Genomic DNA, 22,909 nt, shown 5'->3' on the forward strand with positions numbered 1-22,909 from the left:
CTATGTTATTACCCTGGTTAATACTAATCCCCTTTATCGGCGGCTTCCTGTGCTGGCAGACCGAACGCTTTGGCGTCAAGGTGCCGCGCTGGATCGCGCTGATCACCATGGGATTGACGCTGGCGCTGTCGCTGCAACTGTGGTTGCAGGGCGGTTATTCACTGACGCAATCCGCCGGAATTCCGCAGTGGCAGTCTGAATTCGACATGCCGTGGATCCCGCGTTTTGGAATCTCTATCCATCTCGCCATTGATGGTCTGTCGCTGCTGATGGTCGTGCTGACCGGTTTGCTCGGCGTGCTGGCCGTACTCTGTTCGTGGAACGAGATCGAAAAATATCAGGGCTTCTTCCACCTCAACCTGATGTGGATCCTGGGCGGCGTTATCGGCGTGTTCCTTGCCATCGACATGTTCCTGTTCTTCTTCTTCTGGGAAATGATGCTGGTGCCGATGTACTTCCTGATCGCACTGTGGGGGCATAAAGCCTCTGACGGTAAAACGCGTATCACGGCGGCAACCAAGTTCTTCATTTACACCCAGGCGAGTGGTCTGGTGATGTTGATCGCCATCCTGGCGCTGGTTTTTGTTCACTACAATGCGACTGGCGTCTGGACCTTCAACTATGAAGAGCTGCTGAATACGCCGATGTCCAGTGGTGTGGAATATCTGTTGATGCTGGGCTTCTTCATCGCCTTTGCGGTGAAAATGCCGGTGGTTCCGCTGCATGGCTGGCTACCGGATGCGCACTCCCAGGCACCGACCGCCGGTTCCGTTGACCTCGCGGGGATCTTGCTGAAAACCGCTGCTTACGGTCTGCTGCGTTTCTCCCTGCCGCTGTTCCCGAACGCGTCGGCAGAGTTTGCGCCAATCGCTATGTGGCTGGGTGTTATCGGCATTTTCTACGGTGCGTGGATGGCCTTCGCTCAGACCGATATCAAACGTCTGATCGCCTACACCTCGGTTTCCCACATGGGCTTCGTGCTGATTGCTATCTACACCGGCAGCCAGTTGGCCTACCAGGGCGCGGTAATTCAGATGATTGCGCACGGCTTGTCGGCGGCGGGTCTGTTTATTCTCTGCGGTCAGCTCTATGAACGTATCCATACCCGCGACATGCGCATGATGGGCGGTCTGTGGAGCAAGATGAAATGGCTGCCAGCACTGTCGCTGTTCTTTGCGGTGGCAACGCTTGGGATGCCAGGCACCGGTAACTTCGTCGGCGAATTTATGATTCTGTTCGGCAGCTTCCAGGTTGTGCCGGTGATTACCGTTATCTCTACCTTTGGGCTGGTCTTTGCATCTGTTTATTCGCTGGCGATGTTGCATCGCGCTTACTTCGGTAAAGCGAAAAGCCAGATTGCCAGCCAGGAACTGCCAGGGATGTCGCTGCGTGAGCTGTTTATGATCCTGTTGCTGGTGGTGCTGCTGGTACTGCTGGGCTTCTATCCGCAGCCGATTCTGGATACCTCGCACTCCGCGATTGGCAATATCCAGCAGTGGTTTGTTAATTCCGTTACTACTACAAGGCCGTAAATCGCCATGACAATAACTCCACAAAACCTGATCGCACTGCTACCGTTGCTGATCGTCGGCTTGACGGTGGTGGTTGTGATGCTCTCCATTGCGTGGCGACGCAATCATTTCCTCAACGCTACGCTCTCGGTTATTGGGCTTAACGCGGCGCTGGTTTCGCTCTGGTTTGTCGGCCAGGCGGGCGCTATGGACGTTACGCCGCTGATGCGCGTTGATGGTTTCGCCATGCTTTACACCGGGCTGGTCCTGCTGGCGAGCCTCGCCACCTGTACTTTCGCCTACCCGTGGCTTGAAGGCTATAACGACAACAAGGACGAGTTCTACCTGTTGGTGTTAATTGCCGCGCTGGGCGGGATCCTGCTGGCGAATGCCAACCATCTGGCGTCTCTGTTCCTCGGTATTGAACTGATCTCTTTGCCGCTGTTTGGCCTGGTCGGTTACGCTTTCCGTCAGAAACGTTCGCTGGAAGCCAGTATCAAATACACCATCCTTTCTGCCGCAGCATCTTCTTTCCTGCTGTTCGGTATGGCGCTGGTGTATGCACAGTCTGGTGACCTGTCGTTTGTCGCGCTGGGTAAAAACCTCGGCGACGGTATGCTCAACGAGCCGCTGTTGCTGGCAGGTTTTGGCCTGATGATTGTCGGCCTCGGCTTCAAACTCTCTCTGGTTCCGTTCCACCTGTGGACGCCAGACGTATACCAGGGCGCGCCTGCGCCGGTTTCCACTTTCCTGGCGACGGCGAGTAAAATCGCTATCTTCGGTGTGGTGATGCGTCTGTTCCTTTACGCACCGGTGGGTGACAGCGAAGCGATTCGCGTGGTGCTGGCGATTATCGCCTTTGCCTCCATCATCTTCGGTAACCTGATGGCGCTGAGCCAGACCAACATCAAACGTCTGCTCGGTTACTCGTCTATCTCTCACCTCGGCTATCTGCTGGTGGCGCTGATTGCGCTGCAAACCGGCGAGATGTCGATGGAAGCGGTAGGGGTTTACCTGGCCGGTTATCTGTTCAGCAGCCTCGGTGCGTTCGGTGTGGTCAGCCTGATGTCCAGCCCGTACCGTGGCCCGGATGCTGATTCCCTGTTCTCTTACCGTGGTCTGTTCTGGCATCGCCCGATACTCGCGGCAGTGATGACGGTGATGATGCTGTCGCTGGCAGGTATTCCGATGACGCTGGGCTTTATCGGTAAGTTCTATGTGCTGGCTGTCGGTGTCCAGGCACACCTGTGGTGGCTGGTGGGCGCCGTGGTTGTCGGTTCGGCAATCGGCCTCTACTACTACCTGCGCGTGGCGGTGAGCCTGTACCTTCATGGTTCAGAACAGCCAAACCGTGATGCGCCGTCAGACTGGCAGTACACAGCAGGTGGTATCGTGGTGCTGATCTCTGCCCTGCTGGTTCTGGTGCTGGGTGTATGGCCGCAACCGCTGATTAGCATTGTGCGTTTGGCAATGCCGATGATGTGAGTCGTCAGTCAGTAAGCTGAGAAAGCCGCCGACATGTTCGGCGGTTTTTTTATGGTGCCCTGACACCATCACCCAACAATAACCGTCAGCGCATGATTCCCTTGCCGCAGCATACGTCGATACGCACTAATCAGTTTTTCCATATCAAGCATGATCGAAGCAAAGAGTTGCCCCTCTAACTCCTCTGAAAAGGTCACTCCCGGATAAATATCCATTTCATTGAGTCGCTTAATGGAAAACTGTTTACGCAGTTCATTTCGGTCGAGTGCCTCGAGACGGTCAATAGTGGCGGCTAACTCCTGATTCCAGGTCAATCCCAGGAAACCATCGATGCCATCTTCGAGACTATGTTCACCGAGCACCGCACGACTTAGCGGATCATTCTTCGCTGGATCAAAAGCAGAGGTGCCCGTCAGGCCAAAATGTAAAAAGTCCCAGCGTTTATCAATATCCAGTCGCCTTGAGCCTGAAATCGTTTCATGAATATCGTCCATTAAAGATTTCTCATTAGACTCAATCAACTTGTTGGCCTTTTCTGAGTTAATTTCCGCAAAATACGCAATCATTCCCATCTTATTTCTCCCGTCAGATTTCCTTTTGCGCATCTTAAAACAGACGGGGAAAAATAAAATATACAAGCTGTTTTTTCTGGAGCCGCCTCGAGAAAATTTTATTATTTACTGTTGTACAACAAGGTTGTAACACCATCCACCTCCTGCGCCATTTTCTGATAGTTCAGTCTGTCTGCGGTATCACCGGGCAGGTGATATTGTTTATTACGATAAAAAGCGGTGTCTGTAATCATGACGGCGGGGATATCTTGCTGCCAGTAATTAAGATGGTCAGAGAAATCGATACCGGGAATAAAACCAGGACATAGGCGAGTCTGTTATTTATCACTATTAATGATAAATATCATGCTCAAATATATTGTTGGCTTGATAGATTTATATAAAAGTAGCCTGAGTCATTGGCTGATGAAACAGGGCGATTTTGCCCTGTTATCAATTAATTAAAGATTATACGTGAAACACCGCGAAATCGCTCGCCAGTTCTGTTGCCGGGAAAATTGCCCGGCACTCGCGTAATAAATGCTGACAGCCTTTATCATCATAGCGTGAGCTGACGTGAGTAATGATCAATTTGCCGACACCCGCCTTACGAGCCAGAGTCGCCGCCTGACGGCTTGAACTGTGCCCACGACTGTTGGCTTTGGCTTCCATCTCCATATCCAGCGTCGTTTCGTGAACCATTATGTCGACACCTTTAGCAAGATCGATTGCGGCATCGCAAGGGCCGGTATCACCGAAAATGGCGATTGATTTACCCGGTGTAGGCGCGGATAAGTAATCAGCGCCGTTAATCTGCCGACCGTCTTCCAGCGTGACTGTTTTGCCTTTTTTCAAATCCTGGAACAGCGGACCCGGTTGTACGCCGGCATCTTTTAACGCCTGGGCATTCAGCGCGCCTGGTTTATCATGTTCTTCAATACGATAGCCGTAACACTCCAGTGGATGCTCCATTGGATATGCCGTTACCTTGCGCAGTCCATCATCAACTATTTCTCCAGCCGTAATTTCAACAATTTCCAGCGGATAATCCGTCCACGAGCCGCTAATGCGTAACGCTGTCTCAACAAATTCACGGATACCTTTCGGACCATAAATTGTTAATGGTTGCACAATGCCTGACATGGAACGACTGCATAGCAATCCGGGCAAGCCAAAAAGGTGATCGCCATGAAGATGGCTTATAAAAATCCTGTCCAGTTTTCCTGGGTTAAATGCCGTGTGCAACATCTGGTGTTGTGTACCTTCACCACAATCAAATAACCAAAGCCCGGCTTGCGTCGGATGTTGCAGATTAAGCAATATTGCCGTGACATTACGTGTCCGGGTCGGAACACCTGCCGAAGTGCCTAAAAAAATTAATTCCATGAGTTCATCACGCTGCTGAAAATATTCCGGCTAGTATAAAGCAAACAGCACAAAGGAGCCTTCCATGATCGACTGGCAAGATCTGCATCATTCTGATTTATCCGTTTCTCAGCTTTATGCCTTATTACAACTGCGTTGTGCGGTATTTGTAGTGGAACAAAACTGTCCTTACCAGGATATCGATGGCGACGATCTGGTGGGAGAAAATCGCCACATTCTCGGTTGGCATAACGGGACACTGGTGGCGTATGCGAGGATTCTGAAAAGTGACGACGAACTGCAACCCGTTGTGATTGGTCGGGTGATTGTCAGCGAAGCCTTACGCGGCGAAAAAATTGGTCAGCAATTGATGAGTAAGGCGCTGGAATTGTGTACTCGCCACTGGCCGGAGAAGCCGATTTATCTGGGGGCGCAGGCGCATTTACAAAACTTTTATGGGCAATTTGGTTTCATCCCTGTGACCGATATTTATGAGGAAGATGGTATTCCGCATATCGGGATGGCGCGCGAGGTTATTCAGGCGTAATCGATAACCGTTGTCTATAGTTAGTGGCAGGTTTTACGCAAATGGAGAACGAGAATGTCTAATCAGTTTGGTGATACACGTATCGATGACGACCTGACGTTGCTGAGTGAAACACTTGACGAGGTACTACGTTCCTCTGGCGATCCCGCCGATCAAAAATATGTTGAACTAAAGGCGCGTGCAGAAAAGGCGCTGGATGATGTGAAAAAAAGGGTAAGCCAGGCTTCTGACAGTTATTACTATCGGGCGAAGCAGGCAGTTTATCGCGCCGATGACTACGTCCATGAAAAACCCTGGCAGGGAATTGGCGTTGGCGCGGCTGTTGGACTGGTATTAGGACTATTGCTGGCACGCCGTTAAAACCTCCCTACACTGGGGTACTGCATTTTTTCTGTAGTACCCCGTATAATGTGAGGCTTTTAACAGGGAGAGGTCCGCGTGCAATCACTTACTACGGCGCTGGGAAATCTACTGCGCCATTTGTCGCAAGAGATTCCGGCGACACCCGGCATTCGGGTTTTCGACATTCCTTTCCCTCTCAATGACGCTTTTGATGCCTTAAGCTGGCTGGCCAGTCAGCAAACGTATCCGCAATTTTACTGGCAACAACGTAATGGCGATGAAGAAGCTGCCGTGCTGGGCGCAATCATCCGCTTTACGTCGTTGGGGCAGGCGCAACGTTTTCTTCGTCAGTATCCGGAACACACCGACTTACGCATCTGGGGATTGAATGCGTTTGACCCGTCGCAGGGTAATCTACTTTTACCACGTCTGGAATGGCGACGCTGTGGCGGTAAAGCCACGCTACGGCTGACGCTATTCAGTGAAAATTCCCTTCAGCACGATGCAGTTAAGGCAAAAGAATTTATCGCCACACTGGCGAATATTAAACCTTTGCCCGCGTTACGTTTAACCACCACGAAAGAACAACACTGGCCGGACAAAACTGGCTGGACGCGATTAATCGAACTGGCAACGAAAACCATCGCCGAAGGTGAACTCGACAAAGTGGTTCTTGCCCGGGCGACTGACCTGCATTTCGCAAGTCCGGTCAATGCAGCGGCGATGATGGCTGCCAGCCGGCGGCTCAATCTGAACTGCTATCATTTTTACATGGCCTTTGATGGCGAAAATGCTTTTCTTGGCTCAACGCCTGAGCGGCTATGGCGGCGGCGAGACAAAGCTCTGCGTACCGAAGCCCTGGCGGGAACGGTAGCAAATCATTCTGATGATAAGCAGGCGCAACAGTTGGGTGAGTGGCTGATGGCGGATGATAAAAACCAGCGCGAGAACATGCTGGTGGTGGAAGATATCTGCCAACGATTGCAGGCCGATACCCAGACGCTGGATGTGTTACCGCCGCAGGTACTGCGCCTGCGTAAAGTGCAGCATCTGCGCCGCTGTATCTGGACTTCACTCAACAAAGCGGATGATGTGATCTGTTTACATCAGTTGCAGCCAACGGCAGCCGTTGCTGGCTTACCGCGCGATCTGGCGCGGCAGTTCATCGCCCGGCACGAACCGTTCACCCGTGAATGGTATGCCGGTTCTGCGGGTTATCTCTCATTACAACAAAGCGAATTCTGCGTTTCCCTGCGCTCGGCGAAAATCAGTGACAATGTGGTGCGATTATATGCCGGAGCAGGCATTGTCCGAGGCTCAGACCCCGAGCAGGAGTGGCAGGAAATCGACAACAAAGCGGCAGGGTTGCGAACATTATTACAAATGGAATAGTAATGAGTCGCATCATTACCGATTCATATCAATAATCTATTTTTGTAGCTCCTTATACTTAGCCGCAATATTGATACCGGACAAACTCATGTCAGTAAGCGCATTTAACCGACGCTGGGCGGCGGTCATTCTGGAAGCATTAACGCGTCATGGCGTCAGACACGTCTGCATTGCCCCTGGCTCTCGTTCTACGCCGTTAACGTTAGCGGCGGCGGAAAATTCTGCATTCATCCACCACACCCATTTTGATGAGCGTGGGCTGGGGCATCTGGCACTGGGGCTGGCGAAGGTCAGCAAACAGCCGGTGGCGGTGATAGTAACTTCCGGCACGGCGGTGGCAAATCTCTATCCGGCACTGATTGAAGCGGGGTTAACCGGAGAAAAACTGATCCTGTTAACCGCCGATCGTCCGCCGGAACTGATCGACTGCGGCGCGAATCAGGCGATTCGCCAGCCGGGAATGTTCGCCTCTCACCCCATGCATAGCATTTCACTACCGCGTCCGACCCAGGATATTCCCGCTCGCTGGCTGGTATCTACCATCGACCATGTTCTCGGTACTTTGCATACTGGCGGAGTCCATATCAACTGCCCGTTTGCTGAACCGTTGTATGGCGAGATGGACGACACCGGGCTTAGCTGGCAACAACGTCTGGGCGACTGGTGGCAGGACGATAAACCGTGGCTGCGTGAAGCGCCTCGTCTGGAAAGTGAAAAACAGCGCGACTGGTTCTTCTGGCGGCAAAAGCGCGGTGTGGTCGTTGCGGGTCGCATGAGTGCGGAAGAGGGCAAAAAAGTCGCCCTGTGGGCGCAAACTCTTGGCTGGCCGCTGATTGGCGACGTGCTGTCGCAAACCGGGCAGCCGCTGCCGTGTGCCGATCTCTGGTTAGGCAATGCCAAAGCGATCAGCGAGTTACAGCAGGCGCAGATTGTGGTGCAACTGGGGAGCAGCCTGACCGGCAAACGGTTACTGCAATGGCAGGCAAGTTGTGAGCCGGAAGAGTACTGGATTGTTGATAATATCGAAGGGCGACTCGACCCGGCGCACCATCGTGGACGTCGGCTGATTGCTAATATCGCCGACTGGCTGGAACTGCATCCGGCAGAAAAACGCCAGCCCTGGTGCGTTGAAATCCCGCGTCTGGCTGAACAGGCAATGCAGGCGGTTGTGGCGCGCCGAGATGCATTTGGTGAAGCGCAACTGGCGCACCGCATCAGCGACTATCTGCCGGAACAGGGGCAACTGTTTGTCGGTAACAGCCTGGTGGTGCGTCTGATTGATGCGCTCTCGCAACTTCCGGCAGGTTATCCGGTTTACAGCAACCGTGGAGCCAGCGGTATTGACGGACTGCTCTCTACCGCCGCAGGTGTTCAGCGGGCGAGCGGTAAACCCACGCTGGCGATTGTTGGCGATCTTTCCGCACTTTACGACCTGAACGCACTGGCGTTACTGCGTCAGGTTTCCGCGCCGCTGGTATTAATTGTGGTAAACAACAACGGCGGGCAAATTTTCTCGCTGCTACCAACGCCGACAAGCGAGCGCGAGCGTTTCTATCTGATGCCGCAAAACGTCCATTTTGATCATGCTGCCGCGATGTTTGAGCTGAAATATCATCGCCCGCAAAACTGGCAGGAACTTGAAGCGGCGCTTGCCGACGCCTGGCGCACCCCGACCACCACCGTGATTGAGATGGTGGTTAACGACACCGATGGCGCACAGACCCTCCAGCAATTGCTGGCGCAGGTAAGCCATTTATGATCCTGCACGCGAAGGAAAAACACGGCAAGCCAGGTTTACCCTGGCTGGTTTTTCTGCACGGTTTTTCCGGTGATTGCCACGAATGGCAGGAAGTCGGCGAAGCGTTTGCCGACTACTCGCGGTTGTATGTTGATCTCCCAGGTCACGGCGGTTCGGCGGAAATTAGCGTCGATGGTTTTGATGATCTCACCGACTTACTGCGTAAAACCCTTGTTAGTTACAACATACTTAACTGCTGGCTGGTGGGGTACTCGCTCGGTGGACGCGTGGCGATGATGGCAGCTTGTCAGGGGATATCGGGGCTTGATGGGGTTATTGTCGAGGGCGGGCATCCTGGGCTGCAAAGTGCTGAACAACGCGCGGAACGTCAGCGTTCCGATCACCGTTGGGCGCAGCGTTTTCGCACAGAACCATTAACGGCAGTATTTGCCGACTGGTATCAACAACCAGTTTTTGCCTCGCTTAACGACGAGCAGCGCCGGGAACTGGTGACGCTGCGTAGCAACAATAATGGCGCAACCCTTGCCGCCATGCTGGAAGCAACCTCATTGTCCGTCCAGCCTGATTTACGTGCTAACCTTAGCGCCCGCACATTTGCGTTTTATTATTTATGTGGTGAACGTGACAGCAAATTCCGCGCTCTGGCGGCGGAACTGGCTGCTGACTGCCATGTCATTCCTCGCGCCGGACATAACGCGCACCGGGAAAATCCCGCTGGCGTAATCGCAAGTCTGGCGCAGATCTTGCGTTTCTGACTAAAGGACACAATATGATTTATCCTGATGAAGCAATGCTTTACGCACCGGTTGAATGGCACGACTGTTCCGAAGGTTTCGAGGACATTCGTTATGAAAAATCCGCCGACGGTATCGCAAAAATCACCATTAATCGTCCGCAGGTGCGCAATGCCTTCCGTCCTCTGACGGTAAAAGAGATGATCCAGGCGCTGGCGGATGCGCGTTATGACGATAACATCGGCGTGATCATTCTGACTGGCGCAGGCGATAAAGCGTTCTGCTCCGGCGGTGACCAGAAAGTGCGTGGCGATTACGGTGGCTATAAAGATGACTCCGGCGTACATCACCTGAACGTGCTGGACTTCCAGCGCCAGATCCGTACCTGTCCAAAACCGGTTGTCGCGATGGTGGCTGGCTACTCCATCGGCGGCGGTCACGTTCTGCACATGATGTGCGATCTGACCATTGCGGCAGAAAACGCCATCTTCGGTCAGACTGGGCCGAAAGTCGGTTCCTTCGACGGCGGCTGGGGCGCTTCCTATATGGCGCGTATTGTCGGGCAGAAAAAAGCGCGTGAAATCTGGTTCCTGTGCCGTCAGTATGACGCGAAACAGGCGCTGGATATGGGGCTGGTTAACACCGTTGTGCCACTGGCGGATCTGGAAAAAGAAACCGTCCGCTGGTGCCGCGAAATGCTGCAAAACAGCCCGATGGCGCTGCGCTGCCTGAAAGCTGCGCTGAACGCCGACTGCGACGGTCAGGCAGGGCTGCAAGAGCTGGCGGGTAACGCCACCATGCTGTTCTACATGACGGAAGAAGGTCAGGAAGGTCGTAATGCTTTCAACCAGAAACGTCAGCCTGATTTCAGCAAATTTAAACGGAATCCGTAATGCGTAGCGCGCAGGTATACCGCTGGCAGATCCCCATGGACGCGGGGGTGGTTCTGCGCGACAGGCGGTTAAAAACCCGCGACGGGCTGTACGTTTGCCTGCTCGATGGCGGGCGCGAAGGGTGGGGAGAGATCTCCCCACTGCCGGGCTTCAGTCAGGAAACCTGGGAAGAGGCGCAAAGCGTGCTGCTTGCCTGGGTAAATGACTGGCTGGCAGGCGATTGCGAATTACCGCAAATGCCTTCCGTCGCCTTTGGCGTGAGCTGCGCGCTGGCAGAGCTTACTGATACGTTGCCGCAAGCAGCCAATTACCGTGCGGCACCGCTGTGTAACGGTGATCCGGACGATCTGATCCTCAAACTTGCCGATATGCCTGGCGAGAAAGTGGCGAAGGTCAAAGTGGGATTGTACGAAGCCGTGCGCGATGGCATGGTAGTGAATCTGTTGCTGGAAGCGGTTCCGGATCTGCATTTGCGTCTTGACGCGAATCGCGCCTGGACGCCGCTGAAGAGCCAGCAGTTTGCCAAATATGTCAATCCGGATTATCGCGACCGCATCGCTTTTCTCGAAGAACCGTGCAAAACACGCGATGATTCCCGCGCCTTTGCCCGTGAAACTGGCATTGCCATTGCCTGGGATGAAAGCCTGCGCGAGCCGGATTTTGCCTTTGTGGCGGAAGAGGGCGTGCGCGCGGTGGTGATCAAACCTACGCTCACGGGCAGCCTGGAGAAAGTACGCGAGCAGGTGCAGGCGGCGCACGCGCTGGGGCTGACGGCGGTGATCAGTTCTTCCATCGAGTCGAGCTTAGGCTTAACGCAACTGGCGCGGATTGCGGCCTGGTTAACGCCAGACACCATTCCGGGTCTGGACACGCTGGATCTGATGCAGGCGCAGCAGGTTCGTCGCTGGCCAGACAGCCCACTGCCGTTAGTGGACATTGATGCACTGGAGCGGCTGCTATGATCTTCTCTGACTGGCCGTGGCGTCACTGGCGGCAGGTGCGGGGAGATGCCATCGCCTTGCGTCTCAATGACGAGCAACTCAACTGGCGCGAGCTTTGCGCTCGCGTCGATGAATTAGCGTCGGGCTTTGCGGCGCAGGGCGTGGTTGAGGGCAGCGGCGTGATGCTGCGGGCGTGGAATACACCGCAAACGCTGCTGGCCTGGCTGGCGTTGCTGCAATGCGGTGCGCGGGTGCTTCCCGTCAACCCACAGCTTCCGCAGCCGTTGCTTGAGGAGTTGCTGCCCAATCTTACTCTGCAATTTGCGCTGGTGCCGGAAGGGGAAAACACCGTTTGGGCGTTAACGTCGCTGCAAATTCAGTCGAGGGAGGGCACACATGCTGCCCTCTGGCAGCCGACACGTCTTTGTTCGATGACATTAACCTCCGGTTCCACCGGCTTGCCGAAAGCCGCCGTCCATACCTGTCAGGCGCATCTTGCCAGTGCGCAAGGGGTGTTATCGCTGATTCCGTTTGGCGAGCACGATGACTGGCTGCTCTCTTTACCGCTATTTCACGTTTCCGGGCAGGGAATTATGTGGCGCTGGTTGTATGCTGGCGCGCGGATGACGGTGCGTGATAAACAGCCATTGGAGCAAATGCTGGCAGGCTGTACGCACGCTTCGCTGGTGCCGACGCAGCTCTGGCGTTTGCTGGTTAACCGTAGTTCAGTTTCCCTGAAAGCGGTGTTACTTGGCGGCGCGGCTATCCCGATCGAGTTGACGGAACAGGCGCGCGAGCAGGGTATTCGTTGCTTTTGCGGCTATGGTCTGACCGAGTTTGCCTCCACGGTGTGTGCGAAAGAAGCCGACGGTCTGGCAGACGTCGGTTCGCCGTTGCCCGGTCGGGAAGTGAAAGTTGTTAACGATGAGGTATGGTTGCGCGCTGCCAGTATGGCAGAAGGTTACTGGCGTAACGGGCAACTGGTGTCGCTGCTCAATGATGAAGGCTGGTACGCTACGCGCGATCGCGGCGAGATGCATAACGGTAAACTGACCATTGTCGGGCGCTTGGATAATCTGTTCTTTAGCGGTGGCGAAGGTATTCAGCCGGAAGAGGTGGAGCGGGTTATTGCTGCACATCCTGCGGTTTTGCAAGTGTTTATCGTCCCCGTTGCAGACAAGGAGTTTGGTCATCGCCCGGTAGCTGTGGTGGAGTATGACCAGGACAGCGTGGATCTTAGCGAATGGGTGAAAGTTAAGCTGGCCCGTTTTCAGCAACCGGTGCGTTGGCTGACGTTGCCATCAGAACTGAAAAACGGCGGCATTAAAATTTCACGCCAGGCGTTGAAAGAGTGGGTTCAACGCCAGCAGTAATGGAACATCCGTTTCACTTCTCATTTTTGCCATTCCATTGCCGTTGATAAAGAGTTTATCTGTTAATCTGTAACTTAATGTGAAAACTCTTAGTTAACAGGATAATGCAATGGAATGGCTGGTCAAAAAATCGTGCTGCAATAAACAAGATAAGAGACATGTACTTATGCTCTGCGATGCTGGCGGCGCGATAAAAATGATCGCTGAAGTGAAGAGTGAGTTCGCCGTGAAAGTGGGGGATTTACTCTCGCCTTTGCAGAATGCGCTTTACTGTATTAATCGTGAAAAGTTGCACACGGTGAAAGTCCTCTCGGCAAGCAGTTACAGCCCCGATGAGTGGGAACGGCAGTGTAAATCGGCTGGGAGAATTCAGTAACGTTGTTTTGTCGTGGGCAGGAAAATCAGCATTAATCCGCTCGCAATACAGGTTACGCCCAGCAGCGCTTTCAGTGAAAAAGTCCCTTCCCAACCAGGAAGCACCATTGAAGCTATCCATACCAGTACATAACTCATACTCAGTAAGGCATAGGCTTTGCTGAGTGCCAGTTGATGTAACGCTTTATACCAGCAAAAAACTGAGATCAGATAACCAAGCAATCCGACCAGCAGAATCTGAGCACCGGTATCAAAAGCAAAAAACGCCGCGATAAAATCCCGCCACCGCGTCATCGATGGCAGATGACTTGCCGCATAACCCAGACTTAATTGTGCTGCAGAAGCAATCATGACGCTGAACAATCCCCACATCAGCCCCATTACACCGTACTCCCCAGGATCACAATGCCGCCAATAATGAATGCTACCCCGCACCAGTGACGCAGCGATACCGGCTCGTGCCACAGTTTTACTGCCGCCAGCGTCACCCAGACAAAATTCAGACTCAACATCGGGTAGGCAATGCCTACCGGAACGCTCTGCAAGACCAGTAGCCAGAGCACCATCGCAAGGCCAAGACAAGCCAGCGCCAGTCCCAGCCACAGTACGATATGTTTGCGCCGCTTTTTTATTGCCACAAAGCCGGTTGCCTGTTTCTGACACAACTGCCCGGCTACGCTAAGCAGACTGGCAAAGACTAAAATCATCCAGATCATTTGGGACGATACTGAATGAGCACCAGACGTCCCTGATGATCGATGGCATCAGCGGGCGGAATGGCGAGACTGTTGATGTCTTCATCGCGGTCAACCGAAAGCACGAGTGTAATCATCCCCTCCTGACGATGTTGATTAAGCCAGTTTGCGAACTCATCACCGCTGACAAATCTCCCTTGCGCATCCGGATAATTAAGGCCGTATTTCAATTCACCCGTCTGGCGATACATGATGATGTCATCGCGTTGCAGGCTCCATGCCAGACCAGCGGCAACGCCGACGCTGTCGGTAAGAATATAGCGGCTTGGCTGCAGTGATTCTTGTGTCATCTCGACAAAAAATTGCGGATGTTTTCCTTCCATAACTCTGTCAGGAATTGAAAATCCTACCAGCAACGCCATCCCCAGCGGGCAAAGCGCGGCATAAGGCCAGGTTTTATCCACGTTTGTTAAGGTATACCAGCCGAAAAATGCCCATAGCGAAAAAATCGACCATGCACAGAAGACTTTATAGCTCTCGAAGGTTTGCCACACTGGAGTGTTCATTGCTCCCCAGGGGGAGACTACAAACGTGGCAATAATGCCAGTGACACCAAAAGCGATGTTAATCCAGCCATTCATCCGCAACGCCAGAGGATTATTTTTTGCTGCCAGCAAAGCGTAATGCGCCATCAGCATTGCCAGAGGTGCAAAGCAGGAAAGAATATAGGTAGGTAATTTGCCTTTCGCGACGGAGAAAAACAGCAGCGGCATCACCGTCCAGCTCAACAAATAGACGGTTGCGGAATGCTTGCGGTTTTTCCAGCCTGTGTACAGTGCACCGGGGAGTAACCCCAGCCACGGCAGGCTACCGGCAATAATGACCGGCAAGTAGTACCAGAACGGAGCTTTATGCTGGGCATCATCCATCGCAAAGCGTTGAATATGCTCAACCCAGAAAAAATAATGCCAGAAGTCAGACTCCCGCTGCGCTATCGCCAGTCCCCAGGGGAGAACCGTCAGTACGCAACTGATAACCGCCAGCCAGCCGTAAATAAAGAGATCTTTCCAGCGTTTTTGCGTCGCTACCCACGGCAGCACGCTTAATACCGGGACGGCGAGGGCGAGAAAACCTTTAGTCATCACCCCCATGCCGCAGGTGATCCCCAGCAGTAAAAATCCCACGCTTTTGCCTTTCCACGTCTGTGCCTGCATTGCCAGCCAGAAGCTGCACATTCCCGCCACCAGCCAGAATGCAATAAACGGATCGAGCACGGCATAAGTGCCGATGGCATAGACAATAAACAATGAGAGATAAATCACTGCGGCGAGTAGTGCCAGACGTTTATCGCGCCATAAGCGCAGTGTAAACCAGGCCACCAGCGCGGCGGTTAACAGGGTCGCAAAGATAACGCCTGCCCGCACACCAACATTATTCGCACCAAATAGCCATTGCCCAATGCTGTTAATCCAGTATCCGGCAATGGGTTTTTCAAAATAACGTAGCCCTAACAGATGGGGCACAATCCAGTCTCCGGATGCCAGCATTTCCCGACTGATTTCCGCATAACGTGTTTCATCAGGTTGCCAGAGCAGACGATAATTAATCGGCAAGAGATAATAGGCGGTGATAAACGCAAAGAATGCTGCGTAATAGCGAACGGATTTCATGGAAGCATTCCCGCAGCTTGTTGGCAACCCAGCCAGCCTTCACGTCCGGCAATACTTCCGCGAACAACTTGTCCGAGCGGCAACGTTTCTGATAACAGTTCGCTTAAAGGGCAAAATGTCACGCCTTCCTGGGCAGCACGTTTCAGGAGATCCACAAAATTATGCTGATAAGCGCAGCCTTCAACTTCTGCATGAATGGTATAAACCGGCGTGCCTTTATCTCGCAGGATGCGGTTGAGTAGCCAGCCGTTAAAATCTTCCGCTTTCACATCCCGACCAATCACTTCATCCCAGGTGGGTAAGGTCACCGGAATTTGCGTAGTACCGGGTTTTCCTGATTCGAGCAATGGACGAAACGGCATCGCCCCACGACAATCGCTGTTGTAGCGCAAATGGAACGCTTCTTTTGCTTCGATCACCTGCTGGTCGGCACGCCAGCCCGCAGCGGCAGAACAGGTTACCGGTTGGCCGATAATCTCTTCAAGGGTGCGAAGACCACGTGCAATATCGTCGACCATTGTTTGGCGATCCCAGTTACCGCTCTGGGCTTGCCAGGCATGGTGATCCCAGGCGTGCAGGCCGACTTCGTGGTATTTAGCCGCTTCGCGAATGATATCGGCGTTGGCATAACCAATCTCTTTACCTGGCCATGCCGTACCGGCCAGTAAAATATCCCAGCCATAAAGCGATGCCGCGTTTGAGCGCAGCATTTTCCACAAAAACTGTGGTTTCACTAGTCGCCAGAGATGGCGACCCATATTGTCCGGGCCGACGCTGAAAAAAATGCTGGCCTGAATATTATGCTTACTCAAGATTTCCAGAAGGCGCGGCACGCCTTCACGGGTGCCACGAAAGGTATCGACATCAATGCGTAAGCCCACTTTGGTCATGATCATTTTTCCGTAAGATCGACAGTGCGCAGGAAGAAATCCAGTGTTTCGTCGATGGTTTCCTGCATATCAATTTTCGGTTCCCAGCCCAGGCAGCGGTGGGCATTGCGGATGCTCGGTTTACGATGCTCTACGTCCTGATATCCTTTGCCGTAGTAGCTGCTACTTTCGACAACCCGAAAGCCCGCAAACGGTGGGAAGTGATGGCGCAGTGGATGTTTTTCGAAGCTCGCCAGCAGCATCTCGCCCAGTTCCTCAATGCTCGCTTCGTTATCAGGATTGCCAATGTTGATAATTTCGCCGTCGCAGCGATTTCCCGCATTTTCGATAATGCGGTATAACGCTTCAATGCCATCCCGAATATCAGTAAAGCAGCGTTTTTGTTTTCCGCCATCAATCAGCTTAATCGGTGAACCTTCCACCAGGTTGAGAATGAGTTGCGTAATAGCGCGCGAACTGCCAATTCGCGCCGCATTCAGGTTATCCAGCCTTGGCCCCATCCAGTTAAACGGACGGAAGAGGGTGAACTGTAAACCTCCTTTTTCGCCATACGCCCAGAGCACCCGATCAAGTAATTGTTTTGAAACCGAATAAATCCAGCGCGGTTTATTCACCGGGCCGACGATTAAATTAGAATGGTCTTCATCGAAGTATTTATCGCTACACATCCCATAAACTTCTGAAGTCGACGGGAAGATGATTCGCTTACGGTACTTCACGCAATAACGGATAATGCGCAGATTCTCTTCAAAATCGAGTTCAAATACGCGCAGCGGGTTGCGGGTATATTCAATCGGTGTGGCTATCGCCACCAGCGGCAAGACGACATCACATTTTTTGACGTGATACTCAATCCATTCGGAATGAATACTGATATCGCCTTCGACAAAGTGAAAACGCGGATGATTCAGAAAACGGCTTATCGCATCGCTGCCGATATCCAGACCGTAAACTTCATAATGATCTTCGCGCAGCAGGCGTTCTGTCAGATGGTTACCAATAAAGCCATTCACCCCGAGGATGAGTACCCGGGTACGGTGTCGGGCAGCGCAGGTTGATTGGCTATTTAATCGTGAACCTTGCACCAGCCCCAGCGTTTGCGCTAATTGTGAGCCTTGCATGGTAATGCCGTCGCCCGCCTGTCCGGTGACGATTTCCAGCGTGCCATAACCACAGGCAATCAACAGCGGTGAAACAGAAATCACGCTGCCCGACTGTGCGGCAGTAGTAAGGGAATGAACGCGGGACGACCAGACTGTAAATTTCTGATTGCCAACATAGCTAAAGGCGCCAGGCCAGGGATCGGCAACGGCACGCACCATGTTGTGGAGTTCACAAGCCGGTTTATGCCATTCGAGGCGGCTGTCCTCCGGTGTTCTGCGACCAAAACAGGTGGCTTCGTTCTCACGCTGGGCGATTTCCAGAATATTACCGTGTTTAATAGCGGGTAACGTCTGTTCCAGTAACTGACGCGCGGCGTGGCACAATTTATGATGTAGCGTAATGGCAATATCATCCGGCGCAATGGTAACGCGTAGCTGGGCAATAATGGCTCCGGCATCGGCACGCTTCACCATTCGGTGCAACGTAACGCCAGTTTCCGTTTCACCGTTCACCAGCACCCAGTTCAGCGGCGCGCGACCACGATATTTCGGTAACAGCGAACCATGCAGATTAAATGCGCCTGCGGGAGCAAGCTGCAAAATCTCGTCGCTGATCAAATGGCGATAATAAAAAGAGAAAATCACATCAGGTGACAGTTGGGCTATGCGTTCTACCCACAGCGGATGGTTAACGTTATCCGGCGCGTAAACCGGAATGCCTCTTTCCGCCGCCAGACGAGCCACCGAACCATAAAACGCTTTTTCGCCAGGATTATCGGTATGGGTAAAAATGGCGCTAATTTCGTAACCGGCAGCCAGCAAGGCTTCAATGCCCAGGCATCCCATATCGTGGTAGGCAAAAACGACGGTTTTCATTATTCATTTTCCTTGCTGGATGGACGGATAACTTGCTGAACAAAATAGCGGGGGCGGGCGCGGACATCGGTGTAGATCCTGCCGATATATTCACCGAGCAAGCCCATGCCGATAAACTGAGCGCCAATAAAGGTAAACAGCACGGCAAACAGCATAAAGACGCCTTCAGCCGCCCATTGTGGTCCGAAGGTCAGGCGTAAAATCACCAGCAGCACCGCGATGCTAAAACCGCCAATCGCAATAATGCTGCCGAGCAGACTCAGCATACGTAGCGGCGTAGTGGTAAGGCAGGTCACCAGGTCGTACATCAAATTAATCAGGCGCATAAAGCTGTATTTGGATTCACCAAACTCACGCTCGGCATGATGCACCGGAATTTCAATGGCGCGGCGGGCAAAGATATTCGCCAGAATAGGAATAAAGGTGCTGCGTTCATGGCAGTGCAACATCGCATCGACAATATGCCGGCGATAAGCGCGCAGCATACAGCCGTAGTCGCCCATCGCTTTGCCGGTGGTGCGCTGGATAAGCCGGTTAATCATCTTCGAGGCGGTTTTACGAAACCAGCTGTCCTGGCGATTCTGGCGCACAGTCCCTACCACGTCGTAACCTTCATCGGCTTTTTCCACCAGGTGGGGGATTTCTTCTGGTGGATTCTGGAGATCGGCATCAAGAGTAATGATTAAGTCGCCGGTAACGTGACTGAATCCCGCCATAATTGCCGAATGTTGTCCGTAATTGCGGTTAAGCAAAATAGACACAATATGGCTGCCCTCCGCTTGTGAGGCATCGACCAGCATTTGTGCGGAGTTGTCGTTACTGCCGTCATCAACCAACAGTATTTCATACTCTTTGCCCAGTGATTCACAAGCTGCGGTGGTGCGCCTGATTAATTCCGGTAAACTTTCCTGCTCGTTATAAACGGGAATAACCACCGAGACTTTCTTAACAGGGTGGATTTCAAACATGGCTTATTGTCCTGCGAGTTGCTGAAGGGCAGTGATGACGCGATCGGCATCGGCGGTGGTCATATCCGGGAACAGCGGCAACGAACAGATGCGTTCGCTATTCCATTCCGTATTCGGCAACGACAGCGTTGGAAAACGCTCGCGATAATATTTTTGCGTGTGGGCGGCGCGGAAATGTAACCCGGTTCCAATGCCTCTTTCTTTTAACGCTTCCATCAGAGCATCGCGGCTGATACCACAACGTTGTTCATCAACACGAATGATAAACAGATGCCAGGCGTGAACGTGTGACCATGCAGGAACGCTTAAAGGCTGGAAAGGGAGATCCGCCAGTGCGTGTTGATATTGCAGGGCAATTTCGTGACGGCGAGTATTGAGTTGCTCTAATTTATTCAACTGCGTCAGAGCTATCGCAGCGTTAATATCGGTCAGATTGTACTTATAGCCTGGCGTTAATACTTCAGCCTGCGGTGCGCGGCCCCAGGTTTGTCTGTCGTATGCATCGACACCCAGACCATGAAATTTCAGCATCCGTAGCTGGCGGGCGAGGTTTTCATTATCAGTAACAATCAGGCCGCCTTCCGCGCAGGTAATATTTTTGATGGCGTGAAACGAAAAAATAGCGGTGCCCTTTGCACCAGTATGCTGACCTTTGTAATACGTACCGACGGCGTGGGCGGCATCTTCAATGACCGCGATACCGTGGCGTTCAGCAATGGCGCGAATGGCGTCAATATCTGCTGGCGCTCCGGCATAATGCACCGGGATAATCGCTTTGGTGTAGGGCGTAATGGCCGCTTCGATCGCTTCAGGCGTGATCATCAGCGTATCGCGATCAACGTCCACCATCACCGGCGTTGCGCCCAACAGGGAGATCATATTGAGGGTTGAAATCCAGGTCATGGAGGGCGTGATGACTTCATCGTCAGCGCCAATCCCCAGCGCCATCAGCGTGATATGCATTCCAGCAGTGGCCGAGCTGACTGCGATGGCATGTTGATTTCCTGTCAACTGGCAAAAGGCCGCTTCCAGTGCTTGATTCTTCGGGCCAGTGGTTATCCAACCGGATTCGAAAACCTCTTGAACTGCAGCGAGTTCTTCCGCGCCTATTGCCGGACGCGAAAAAGGTAAAAAGTCTGACATCGTTTTTCCTTCGGCCATTGAATACCTTTCCCTGTTATTCGCTAATATCTGTCATAGGGAACGTTATGTGTATTTTGCCATTTGGAGTGAAATTCTAAGGGTAGAATATTAATTTAACCTTAAGGAATGAATATAAGGCTTAAATATTATTTTTTTTGTTTTTGTATCTTATTCAGGCTTTTAATTTGACAAGATTTAAGGCATTTTGCGTGCATCGTAATGTTTTAATACTATCCCAGCCACTATTTACCGGTGAAAATGTCGTTTGTTTTCGCGGTCATTTAGCTGGCTACGCTTGTCTATAGGTGGAGCTTAAGTGTTAGCTTTTAGTGGGACTTCGTTGAAGTCTAAAAAATATATCTACATTTTACTGGCGATTGGGGCGATTGTGGGGCTGGGTACACATGCTGCCTGGAGCAGTAATGGTTTGCCGCGTATCGACAATAAAACGCTGGCCAGATTAGCGCAGCAGCACCCGGTTGTGGTTCTGTTTCGCCATGCGGAACGCTGCGATCGCTCCTCTAATCAATGCTTGTCAGACAAAACAGGCATTACGGTGAAAGGTGCTCAGAATGCCCGTGAACTGGGCAAAGCTTTTAGCGCGGACATCCCTGATTTCGATCTTTATTCCAGTAATGCCGTTCGGACTATTCAATCAGCGACCTGGTTTTCTGCTGGAAAAAAACTGACGGTAGATAAACGGTTTTTACAATGTAGAAATGAGATTTATAGCACAATTAAGGAGTTGCAAAGCAAAGCTCCAGATAAAAATATCGTTATTTTCACCCATAACCATTGTCTGACCTATATCGCAAAAGATAAACGTAGCGTGACATTTAAACCAGATTATCTGGATGGGTTGGTAATGCATGTTGAAAATGGCAACGTTTTACTGGATGGTGAGTTTGTTAATCGGTGATTTGTTAATATGACAGCCAATAATGGCTGTCATTACTGTTACATCAGACCTTTCAAACGTAATGTTTTCTGAGTGGCGACATTCAAATCATAGTGAGCAAGATCTTCAGGTTTTACCCATGCGTATTCCTGAAACTCTTCGTTAATTTTCACTTCACGGTTGGCAGAGACGCAGTCAAAGATCAGGTAAATCATATAAATCTCTTCCTTGCGGCCATCTGCATATGTCTTGATGCGAATATCATCACTGAACGTCCACGGTGTGATGTCAGTAAGAATCAGTTGCTCGCCCAGCTCTTCTCTGATTTCACGACGTAATGCTTCTTCAATGCGCTCACCGGGTTCTACGCCGCCCCCAGACAGCGCCCATTGTCCGGGGAAAACGCCGCGATCGTCGGCCATTTTACACAGCAGATAAGCACCATCATTTTGAATTAAGGGACAAACTATAGTCCGTTGACGCATGGGAATATTCCTTACCACCAAAAATAAAACAAAAGAATACGGCAATCGATCAACGCGTGAAAGTGGCATTGGTCTTTTTTGCGATGATAATCATGGTGATTGTTTTTTTTGGTTTCATCTTTTTGGTGGCTACTTTTTCTGCACTTAATTATTCAAGAAGTATTTAGTTACAATAAGTTAGCAGATCGCTTTTTTCACGCATTGAATCCTCTGTGTCAGGCAGTACAATCCCGCAGCTTTGGGGACTTTTAATTATCTTCTTGCGGGAAAAGGTAAAAATGAAAAAATTTGCGCTGCCAGTTCTGGCTGGAATGCTATTGGTTTCTGCATCGGCAAATGCGATAAGCATTAGCGGTCAGGCGGGAAAAGAATATACCAATATTGGCGTCGGTTTCGGTACTGAATCGACCGGTCTGGCATTAAGCGGTAACTGGACACATAACGATGACGACGGTGACGTCGCGGGCGTTGGTCTGGGATTGAATCTGCCGCTGGGACCGTTAATGGCAACTGTGGGCGGTAAAGGCGTTTACACCAACCCGAACGACGGCGATGAAGGCTATGCCGCAGCGGTAGGCGGTGGCTTGCAGTGGCAAATTGGCGATAGCTTCCGTCTGTTTGGTGAGTATTACTACTCTCCGGATTCGCTCTCCAGCGGTATTAAAAGTTATGAAGAAGCGAATGCTGGCGCGCGTTACACCATTATGCGTCCAGTCAGTATTGAGGCGGGTTATCGCTACCTGAATCTGTCGGGTAAAGACGGTAACCGCGACAACGCCGTGGCTGACGGCCCGTATGTCGGGGTTTACGCCAGTTTCTGATGCCTTCCGGCGCGGCGTTCTGCCGCGCCATTCAGTTTCTTACTACGCCTTATCTCCCTTTGCGTTATAGTGATTCGATAACAAAAGCAGGA

General features: G+C 52.1%; 23 protein-coding genes and 1 pseudogene. 13 read left to right on the plus strand and 11 right to left on the minus strand.

Annotated elements, in window-relative coordinates:
- The first annotated feature begins 2 nt into the window (after positions 1 to 2).
- Both nuoM and nuoN read left to right on the plus strand, forming a co-directional pair.
- Positions 3 to 1,532, plus strand: a complete 1,530-nt coding sequence (gene nuoM / locus LG381_RS11395; RefSeq protein ID WP_000926452.1) for an NADH-quinone oxidoreductase subunit M — start codon at positions 3 to 5, stop codon at positions 1,530 to 1,532.
- A 6-nt stretch (positions 1,533 to 1,538) separates the two neighbouring features.
- Complete coding sequence (gene nuoN / locus LG381_RS11400; RefSeq protein ID WP_000156703.1) at positions 1,539 to 2,996, plus strand: NADH-quinone oxidoreductase subunit NuoN; 1,458 nt, start codon at positions 1,539 to 1,541, stop codon at positions 2,994 to 2,996.
- A gap of 68 nt (positions 2,997 to 3,064) precedes the next feature.
- Here nuoN and LG381_RS11405 read toward each other — a convergent pair whose 3' ends face one another.
- The 3 genes and pseudogenes from LG381_RS11405 to rbn form a co-directional block, all read right to left on the minus strand.
- Positions 3,065 to 3,568, minus strand: a complete 504-nt coding sequence (locus LG381_RS11405; protein WP_085460970.1) for a YfbM family protein — start codon at positions 3,566 to 3,568, stop codon at positions 3,065 to 3,067.
- Between the two features lie 101 nt (positions 3,569 to 3,669).
- Positions 3,670 to 3,870, minus strand: a pseudogene (locus LG381_RS11410) (hypothetical protein); the annotation flags it as partial.
- A 145-nt stretch (positions 3,871 to 4,015) separates the two neighbouring features.
- Positions 4,016 to 4,933, minus strand: a complete 918-nt coding sequence (gene rbn, locus LG381_RS11415) for a ribonuclease BN (RefSeq protein ID WP_225762420.1) — start codon at positions 4,931 to 4,933, stop codon at positions 4,016 to 4,018.
- A 64-nt stretch (positions 4,934 to 4,997) separates the two neighbouring features.
- On the opposite strand from rbn, the gene LG381_RS11420 reads away from it, so the two are divergent.
- The 9 genes from LG381_RS11420 (at position 4,998) to pmrD (ending at position 13,269) form a co-directional block, all read left to right on the plus strand.
- Positions 4,998 to 5,459, plus strand: coding sequence for a GNAT family N-acetyltransferase (locus LG381_RS11420; RefSeq protein WP_225762421.1), 462 nt, complete (start codon positions 4,998 to 5,000; stop codon positions 5,457 to 5,459).
- Positions 5,460 to 5,513: 54 nt separating this feature from the next.
- Positions 5,514 to 5,819: a stress response protein ElaB gene (gene elaB / locus LG381_RS11425; RefSeq protein ID WP_000070617.1), complete on the plus strand. Its 306-nt coding sequence runs from the start codon at positions 5,514 to 5,516 to the stop codon at positions 5,817 to 5,819.
- 78 nt (positions 5,820 to 5,897) lie between these two features.
- Complete coding sequence (gene menF, locus LG381_RS11430) at positions 5,898 to 7,193, plus strand: isochorismate synthase MenF (protein WP_001191450.1); 1,296 nt, start codon at positions 5,898 to 5,900, stop codon at positions 7,191 to 7,193.
- Positions 7,194 to 7,281: 88 nt separating this feature from the next.
- Positions 7,282 to 8,952 carry a 2-succinyl-5-enolpyruvyl-6-hydroxy-3-cyclohexene-1-carboxylic-acid synthase gene (gene menD, locus LG381_RS11435; RefSeq protein WP_225762422.1) on the plus strand — a complete coding sequence of 557 codons (1,671 nt, stop codon included), beginning with the start codon at positions 7,282 to 7,284 and terminating at the stop codon, positions 8,950 to 8,952.
- The gene (menH, locus tag LG381_RS11440) at positions 8,949 to 9,707 is read left to right on the plus strand and encodes a 2-succinyl-6-hydroxy-2,4-cyclohexadiene-1-carboxylate synthase (RefSeq protein WP_225762423.1); all 759 of its coding nucleotides are present in this window, start codon (positions 8,949 to 8,951) and stop codon (positions 9,705 to 9,707) included. Before menD ends, menH begins: the two co-directional genes overlap by 4 nt.
- A gap of 14 nt (positions 9,708 to 9,721) precedes the next feature.
- Positions 9,722 to 10,579, plus strand: a complete 858-nt coding sequence (gene menB, locus LG381_RS11445) for a 1,4-dihydroxy-2-naphthoyl-CoA synthase (protein ID WP_000639990.1) — start codon at positions 9,722 to 9,724, stop codon at positions 10,577 to 10,579.
- Positions 10,579 to 11,541 (plus strand): o-succinylbenzoate synthase, encoded by a 963-nt coding sequence (gene menC / locus LG381_RS11450; RefSeq protein WP_225762424.1) that lies wholly within the window; start codon positions 10,579 to 10,581, stop codon positions 11,539 to 11,541. Before menB ends, menC begins: the two co-directional genes overlap by 1 nt.
- A complete protein-coding gene (gene menE / locus LG381_RS11455; RefSeq protein WP_225762425.1) occupies positions 11,538 to 12,893 on the plus strand; it encodes an o-succinylbenzoate--CoA ligase in 1,356 nt (451 codons plus the stop codon). The genes menC and menE overlap by 4 nt, the downstream gene beginning before the upstream one ends.
- Positions 12,894 to 13,002: 109 nt before the next feature.
- Entirely contained in the window at positions 13,003 to 13,269 is a 267-nt protein-coding gene (gene pmrD, locus LG381_RS11460; protein WP_225762426.1) for a signal transduction protein PmrD, read from the plus strand.
- Here pmrD and arnF read toward each other — a convergent pair.
- The 7 genes from arnF to arnB are packed head-to-tail and all read right to left on the minus strand — an operon-like array spanning position 13,263 to position 20,613.
- Positions 13,263 to 13,649 (minus strand): 4-amino-4-deoxy-L-arabinose-phosphoundecaprenol flippase subunit ArnF, encoded by a 387-nt coding sequence (gene arnF, locus LG381_RS11465; protein ID WP_000523886.1) that lies wholly within the window; start codon positions 13,647 to 13,649, stop codon positions 13,263 to 13,265. The genes pmrD and arnF overlap by 7 nt on opposite strands.
- Positions 13,649 to 13,984 (minus strand): 4-amino-4-deoxy-L-arabinose-phosphoundecaprenol flippase subunit ArnE, encoded by a 336-nt coding sequence (gene arnE / locus LG381_RS11470; RefSeq protein ID WP_000638041.1) that lies wholly within the window; start codon positions 13,982 to 13,984, stop codon positions 13,649 to 13,651. The genes arnF and arnE overlap by 1 nt, the downstream gene beginning before the upstream one ends.
- Positions 13,981 to 15,633: a lipid IV(A) 4-amino-4-deoxy-L-arabinosyltransferase gene (arnT, locus tag LG381_RS11475; protein ID WP_175119641.1), complete on the minus strand. Its 1,653-nt coding sequence runs from the start codon at positions 15,631 to 15,633 to the stop codon at positions 13,981 to 13,983. The genes arnE and arnT overlap by 4 nt, the downstream gene beginning before the upstream one ends.
- On the minus strand, positions 15,630 to 16,523 hold the full coding sequence (gene arnD / locus LG381_RS11480; protein ID WP_105280567.1) for a 4-deoxy-4-formamido-L-arabinose-phosphoundecaprenol deformylase: 894 nt from the start codon (positions 16,521 to 16,523) through the stop codon (positions 15,630 to 15,632). Before arnD ends, arnT begins: the two co-directional genes overlap by 4 nt.
- 2 nt (positions 16,524 to 16,525) lie before the next feature.
- Positions 16,526 to 18,502 (minus strand): bifunctional UDP-4-amino-4-deoxy-L-arabinose formyltransferase/UDP-glucuronic acid oxidase ArnA, encoded by a 1,977-nt coding sequence (gene arnA, locus LG381_RS11485; protein ID WP_225762427.1) that lies wholly within the window; start codon positions 18,500 to 18,502, stop codon positions 16,526 to 16,528.
- On the minus strand, positions 18,502 to 19,470 hold the full coding sequence (arnC, locus tag LG381_RS11490; RefSeq protein WP_225762428.1) for an undecaprenyl-phosphate 4-deoxy-4-formamido-L-arabinose transferase: 969 nt from the start codon (positions 19,468 to 19,470) through the stop codon (positions 18,502 to 18,504). Before arnC ends, arnA begins: the two co-directional genes overlap by 1 nt.
- Before the next feature lie 3 nt (positions 19,471 to 19,473).
- Positions 19,474 to 20,613, minus strand: a complete 1,140-nt coding sequence (gene arnB / locus LG381_RS11495; RefSeq protein WP_225762429.1) for a UDP-4-amino-4-deoxy-L-arabinose aminotransferase — start codon at positions 20,611 to 20,613, stop codon at positions 19,474 to 19,476.
- A gap of 316 nt (positions 20,614 to 20,929) precedes the next feature.
- Here arnB and ais point away from each other — a divergent pair, with 316 nt between their 5' ends.
- Positions 20,930 to 21,532 carry a lipopolysaccharide core heptose(II)-phosphate phosphatase Ais gene (gene ais / locus LG381_RS11500; RefSeq protein WP_225762430.1) on the plus strand — a complete coding sequence of 201 codons (603 nt, stop codon included), beginning with the start codon at positions 20,930 to 20,932 and terminating at the stop codon, positions 21,530 to 21,532.
- A 38-nt stretch (positions 21,533 to 21,570) separates the two neighbouring features.
- Here ais and nudI read toward each other — a convergent pair whose 3' ends face one another.
- Positions 21,571 to 21,996, minus strand: a complete 426-nt coding sequence (gene nudI / locus LG381_RS11505) for a nucleoside triphosphatase NudI (RefSeq protein WP_001249882.1) — start codon at positions 21,994 to 21,996, stop codon at positions 21,571 to 21,573.
- 278 nt (positions 21,997 to 22,274) lie between these two features.
- On the opposite strand from nudI, the gene LG381_RS11510 reads away from it, so the two are divergent.
- The gene (locus LG381_RS11510) at positions 22,275 to 22,817 is read left to right on the plus strand and encodes a YfaZ family outer membrane protein (RefSeq protein WP_225762431.1); all 543 of its coding nucleotides are present in this window, start codon (positions 22,275 to 22,277) and stop codon (positions 22,815 to 22,817) included.
- The last annotated feature ends 92 nt before the right edge of the window (positions 22,818 to 22,909 follow it).

Origin of the sequence: Escherichia sp. Marseille-Q3837, from assembly GCF_916618735.1 — a bacterium.
In the GTDB taxonomy this organism is placed as follows: Bacteria; Pseudomonadota; Gammaproteobacteria; order Enterobacterales; family Enterobacteriaceae; genus Escherichia; species Escherichia ruysiae.

What these genes read in the sequence shown, in the direction of transcription:
- nuoM (WP_000926452.1), top strand. Translation starts at nt 3, where the DNA reads ATGTTATTACCCTGGTTAATACTAATCCCCTTTATCGGCGGCTTCCTG.
- nuoN (WP_000156703.1), top strand. Translation starts at nt 1,539, where the DNA reads ATGACAATAACTCCACAAAACCTGATCGCACTGCTACCGTTGCTGATC.
- LG381_RS11405 (WP_085460970.1), bottom strand. Translation starts at nt 3,568, where the DNA reads ATGGGAATGATTGCGTATTTTGCGGAAATTAACTCAGAAAAGGCCAAC.
- rbn (WP_225762420.1), bottom strand. Translation starts at nt 4,933, where the DNA reads ATGGAATTAATTTTTTTAGGCACTTCGGCAGGTGTTCCGACCCGGACA.
- LG381_RS11420 (WP_225762421.1), top strand. Translation starts at nt 4,998, where the DNA reads ATGATCGACTGGCAAGATCTGCATCATTCTGATTTATCCGTTTCTCAG.
- elaB (WP_000070617.1), top strand. Translation starts at nt 5,514, where the DNA reads ATGTCTAATCAGTTTGGTGATACACGTATCGATGACGACCTGACGTTG.
- menD (WP_225762422.1), top strand. Translation starts at nt 7,282, where the DNA reads ATGTCAGTAAGCGCATTTAACCGACGCTGGGCGGCGGTCATTCTGGAA.
- menH (WP_225762423.1), top strand. Translation starts at nt 8,949, where the DNA reads ATGATCCTGCACGCGAAGGAAAAACACGGCAAGCCAGGTTTACCCTGG.
- menB (WP_000639990.1), top strand. Translation starts at nt 9,722, where the DNA reads ATGATTTATCCTGATGAAGCAATGCTTTACGCACCGGTTGAATGGCAC.
- menC (WP_225762424.1), top strand. Translation starts at nt 10,579, where the DNA reads ATGCGTAGCGCGCAGGTATACCGCTGGCAGATCCCCATGGACGCGGGG.
- menE (WP_225762425.1), top strand. Translation starts at nt 11,538, where the DNA reads ATGATCTTCTCTGACTGGCCGTGGCGTCACTGGCGGCAGGTGCGGGGA.
- pmrD (WP_225762426.1), top strand. Translation starts at nt 13,003, where the DNA reads ATGGAATGGCTGGTCAAAAAATCGTGCTGCAATAAACAAGATAAGAGA.
- arnF (WP_000523886.1), bottom strand. Translation starts at nt 13,649, where the DNA reads ATGGGGCTGATGTGGGGATTGTTCAGCGTCATGATTGCTTCTGCAGCA.
- arnE (WP_000638041.1), bottom strand. Translation starts at nt 13,984, where the DNA reads ATGATCTGGATGATTTTAGTCTTTGCCAGTCTGCTTAGCGTAGCCGGG.
- arnT (WP_175119641.1), bottom strand. Translation starts at nt 15,633, where the DNA reads ATGAAATCCGTTCGCTATTACGCAGCATTCTTTGCGTTTATCACCGCC.
- arnD (WP_105280567.1), bottom strand. Translation starts at nt 16,523, where the DNA reads ATGACCAAAGTGGGCTTACGCATTGATGTCGATACCTTTCGTGGCACC.
- arnA (WP_225762427.1), bottom strand. Translation starts at nt 18,502, where the DNA reads ATGAAAACCGTCGTTTTTGCCTACCACGATATGGGATGCCTGGGCATT.
- arnC (WP_225762428.1), bottom strand. Translation starts at nt 19,470, where the DNA reads ATGTTTGAAATCCACCCTGTTAAGAAAGTCTCGGTGGTTATTCCCGTT.
- arnB (WP_225762429.1), bottom strand. Translation starts at nt 20,613, where the DNA reads ATGTCAGACTTTTTACCTTTTTCGCGTCCGGCAATAGGCGCGGAAGAA.
- nudI (WP_001249882.1), bottom strand. Translation starts at nt 21,996, where the DNA reads ATGCGTCAACGGACTATAGTTTGTCCCTTAATTCAAAATGATGGTGCT.
- LG381_RS11510 (WP_225762431.1), top strand. Translation starts at nt 22,275, where the DNA reads ATGAAAAAATTTGCGCTGCCAGTTCTGGCTGGAATGCTATTGGTTTCT.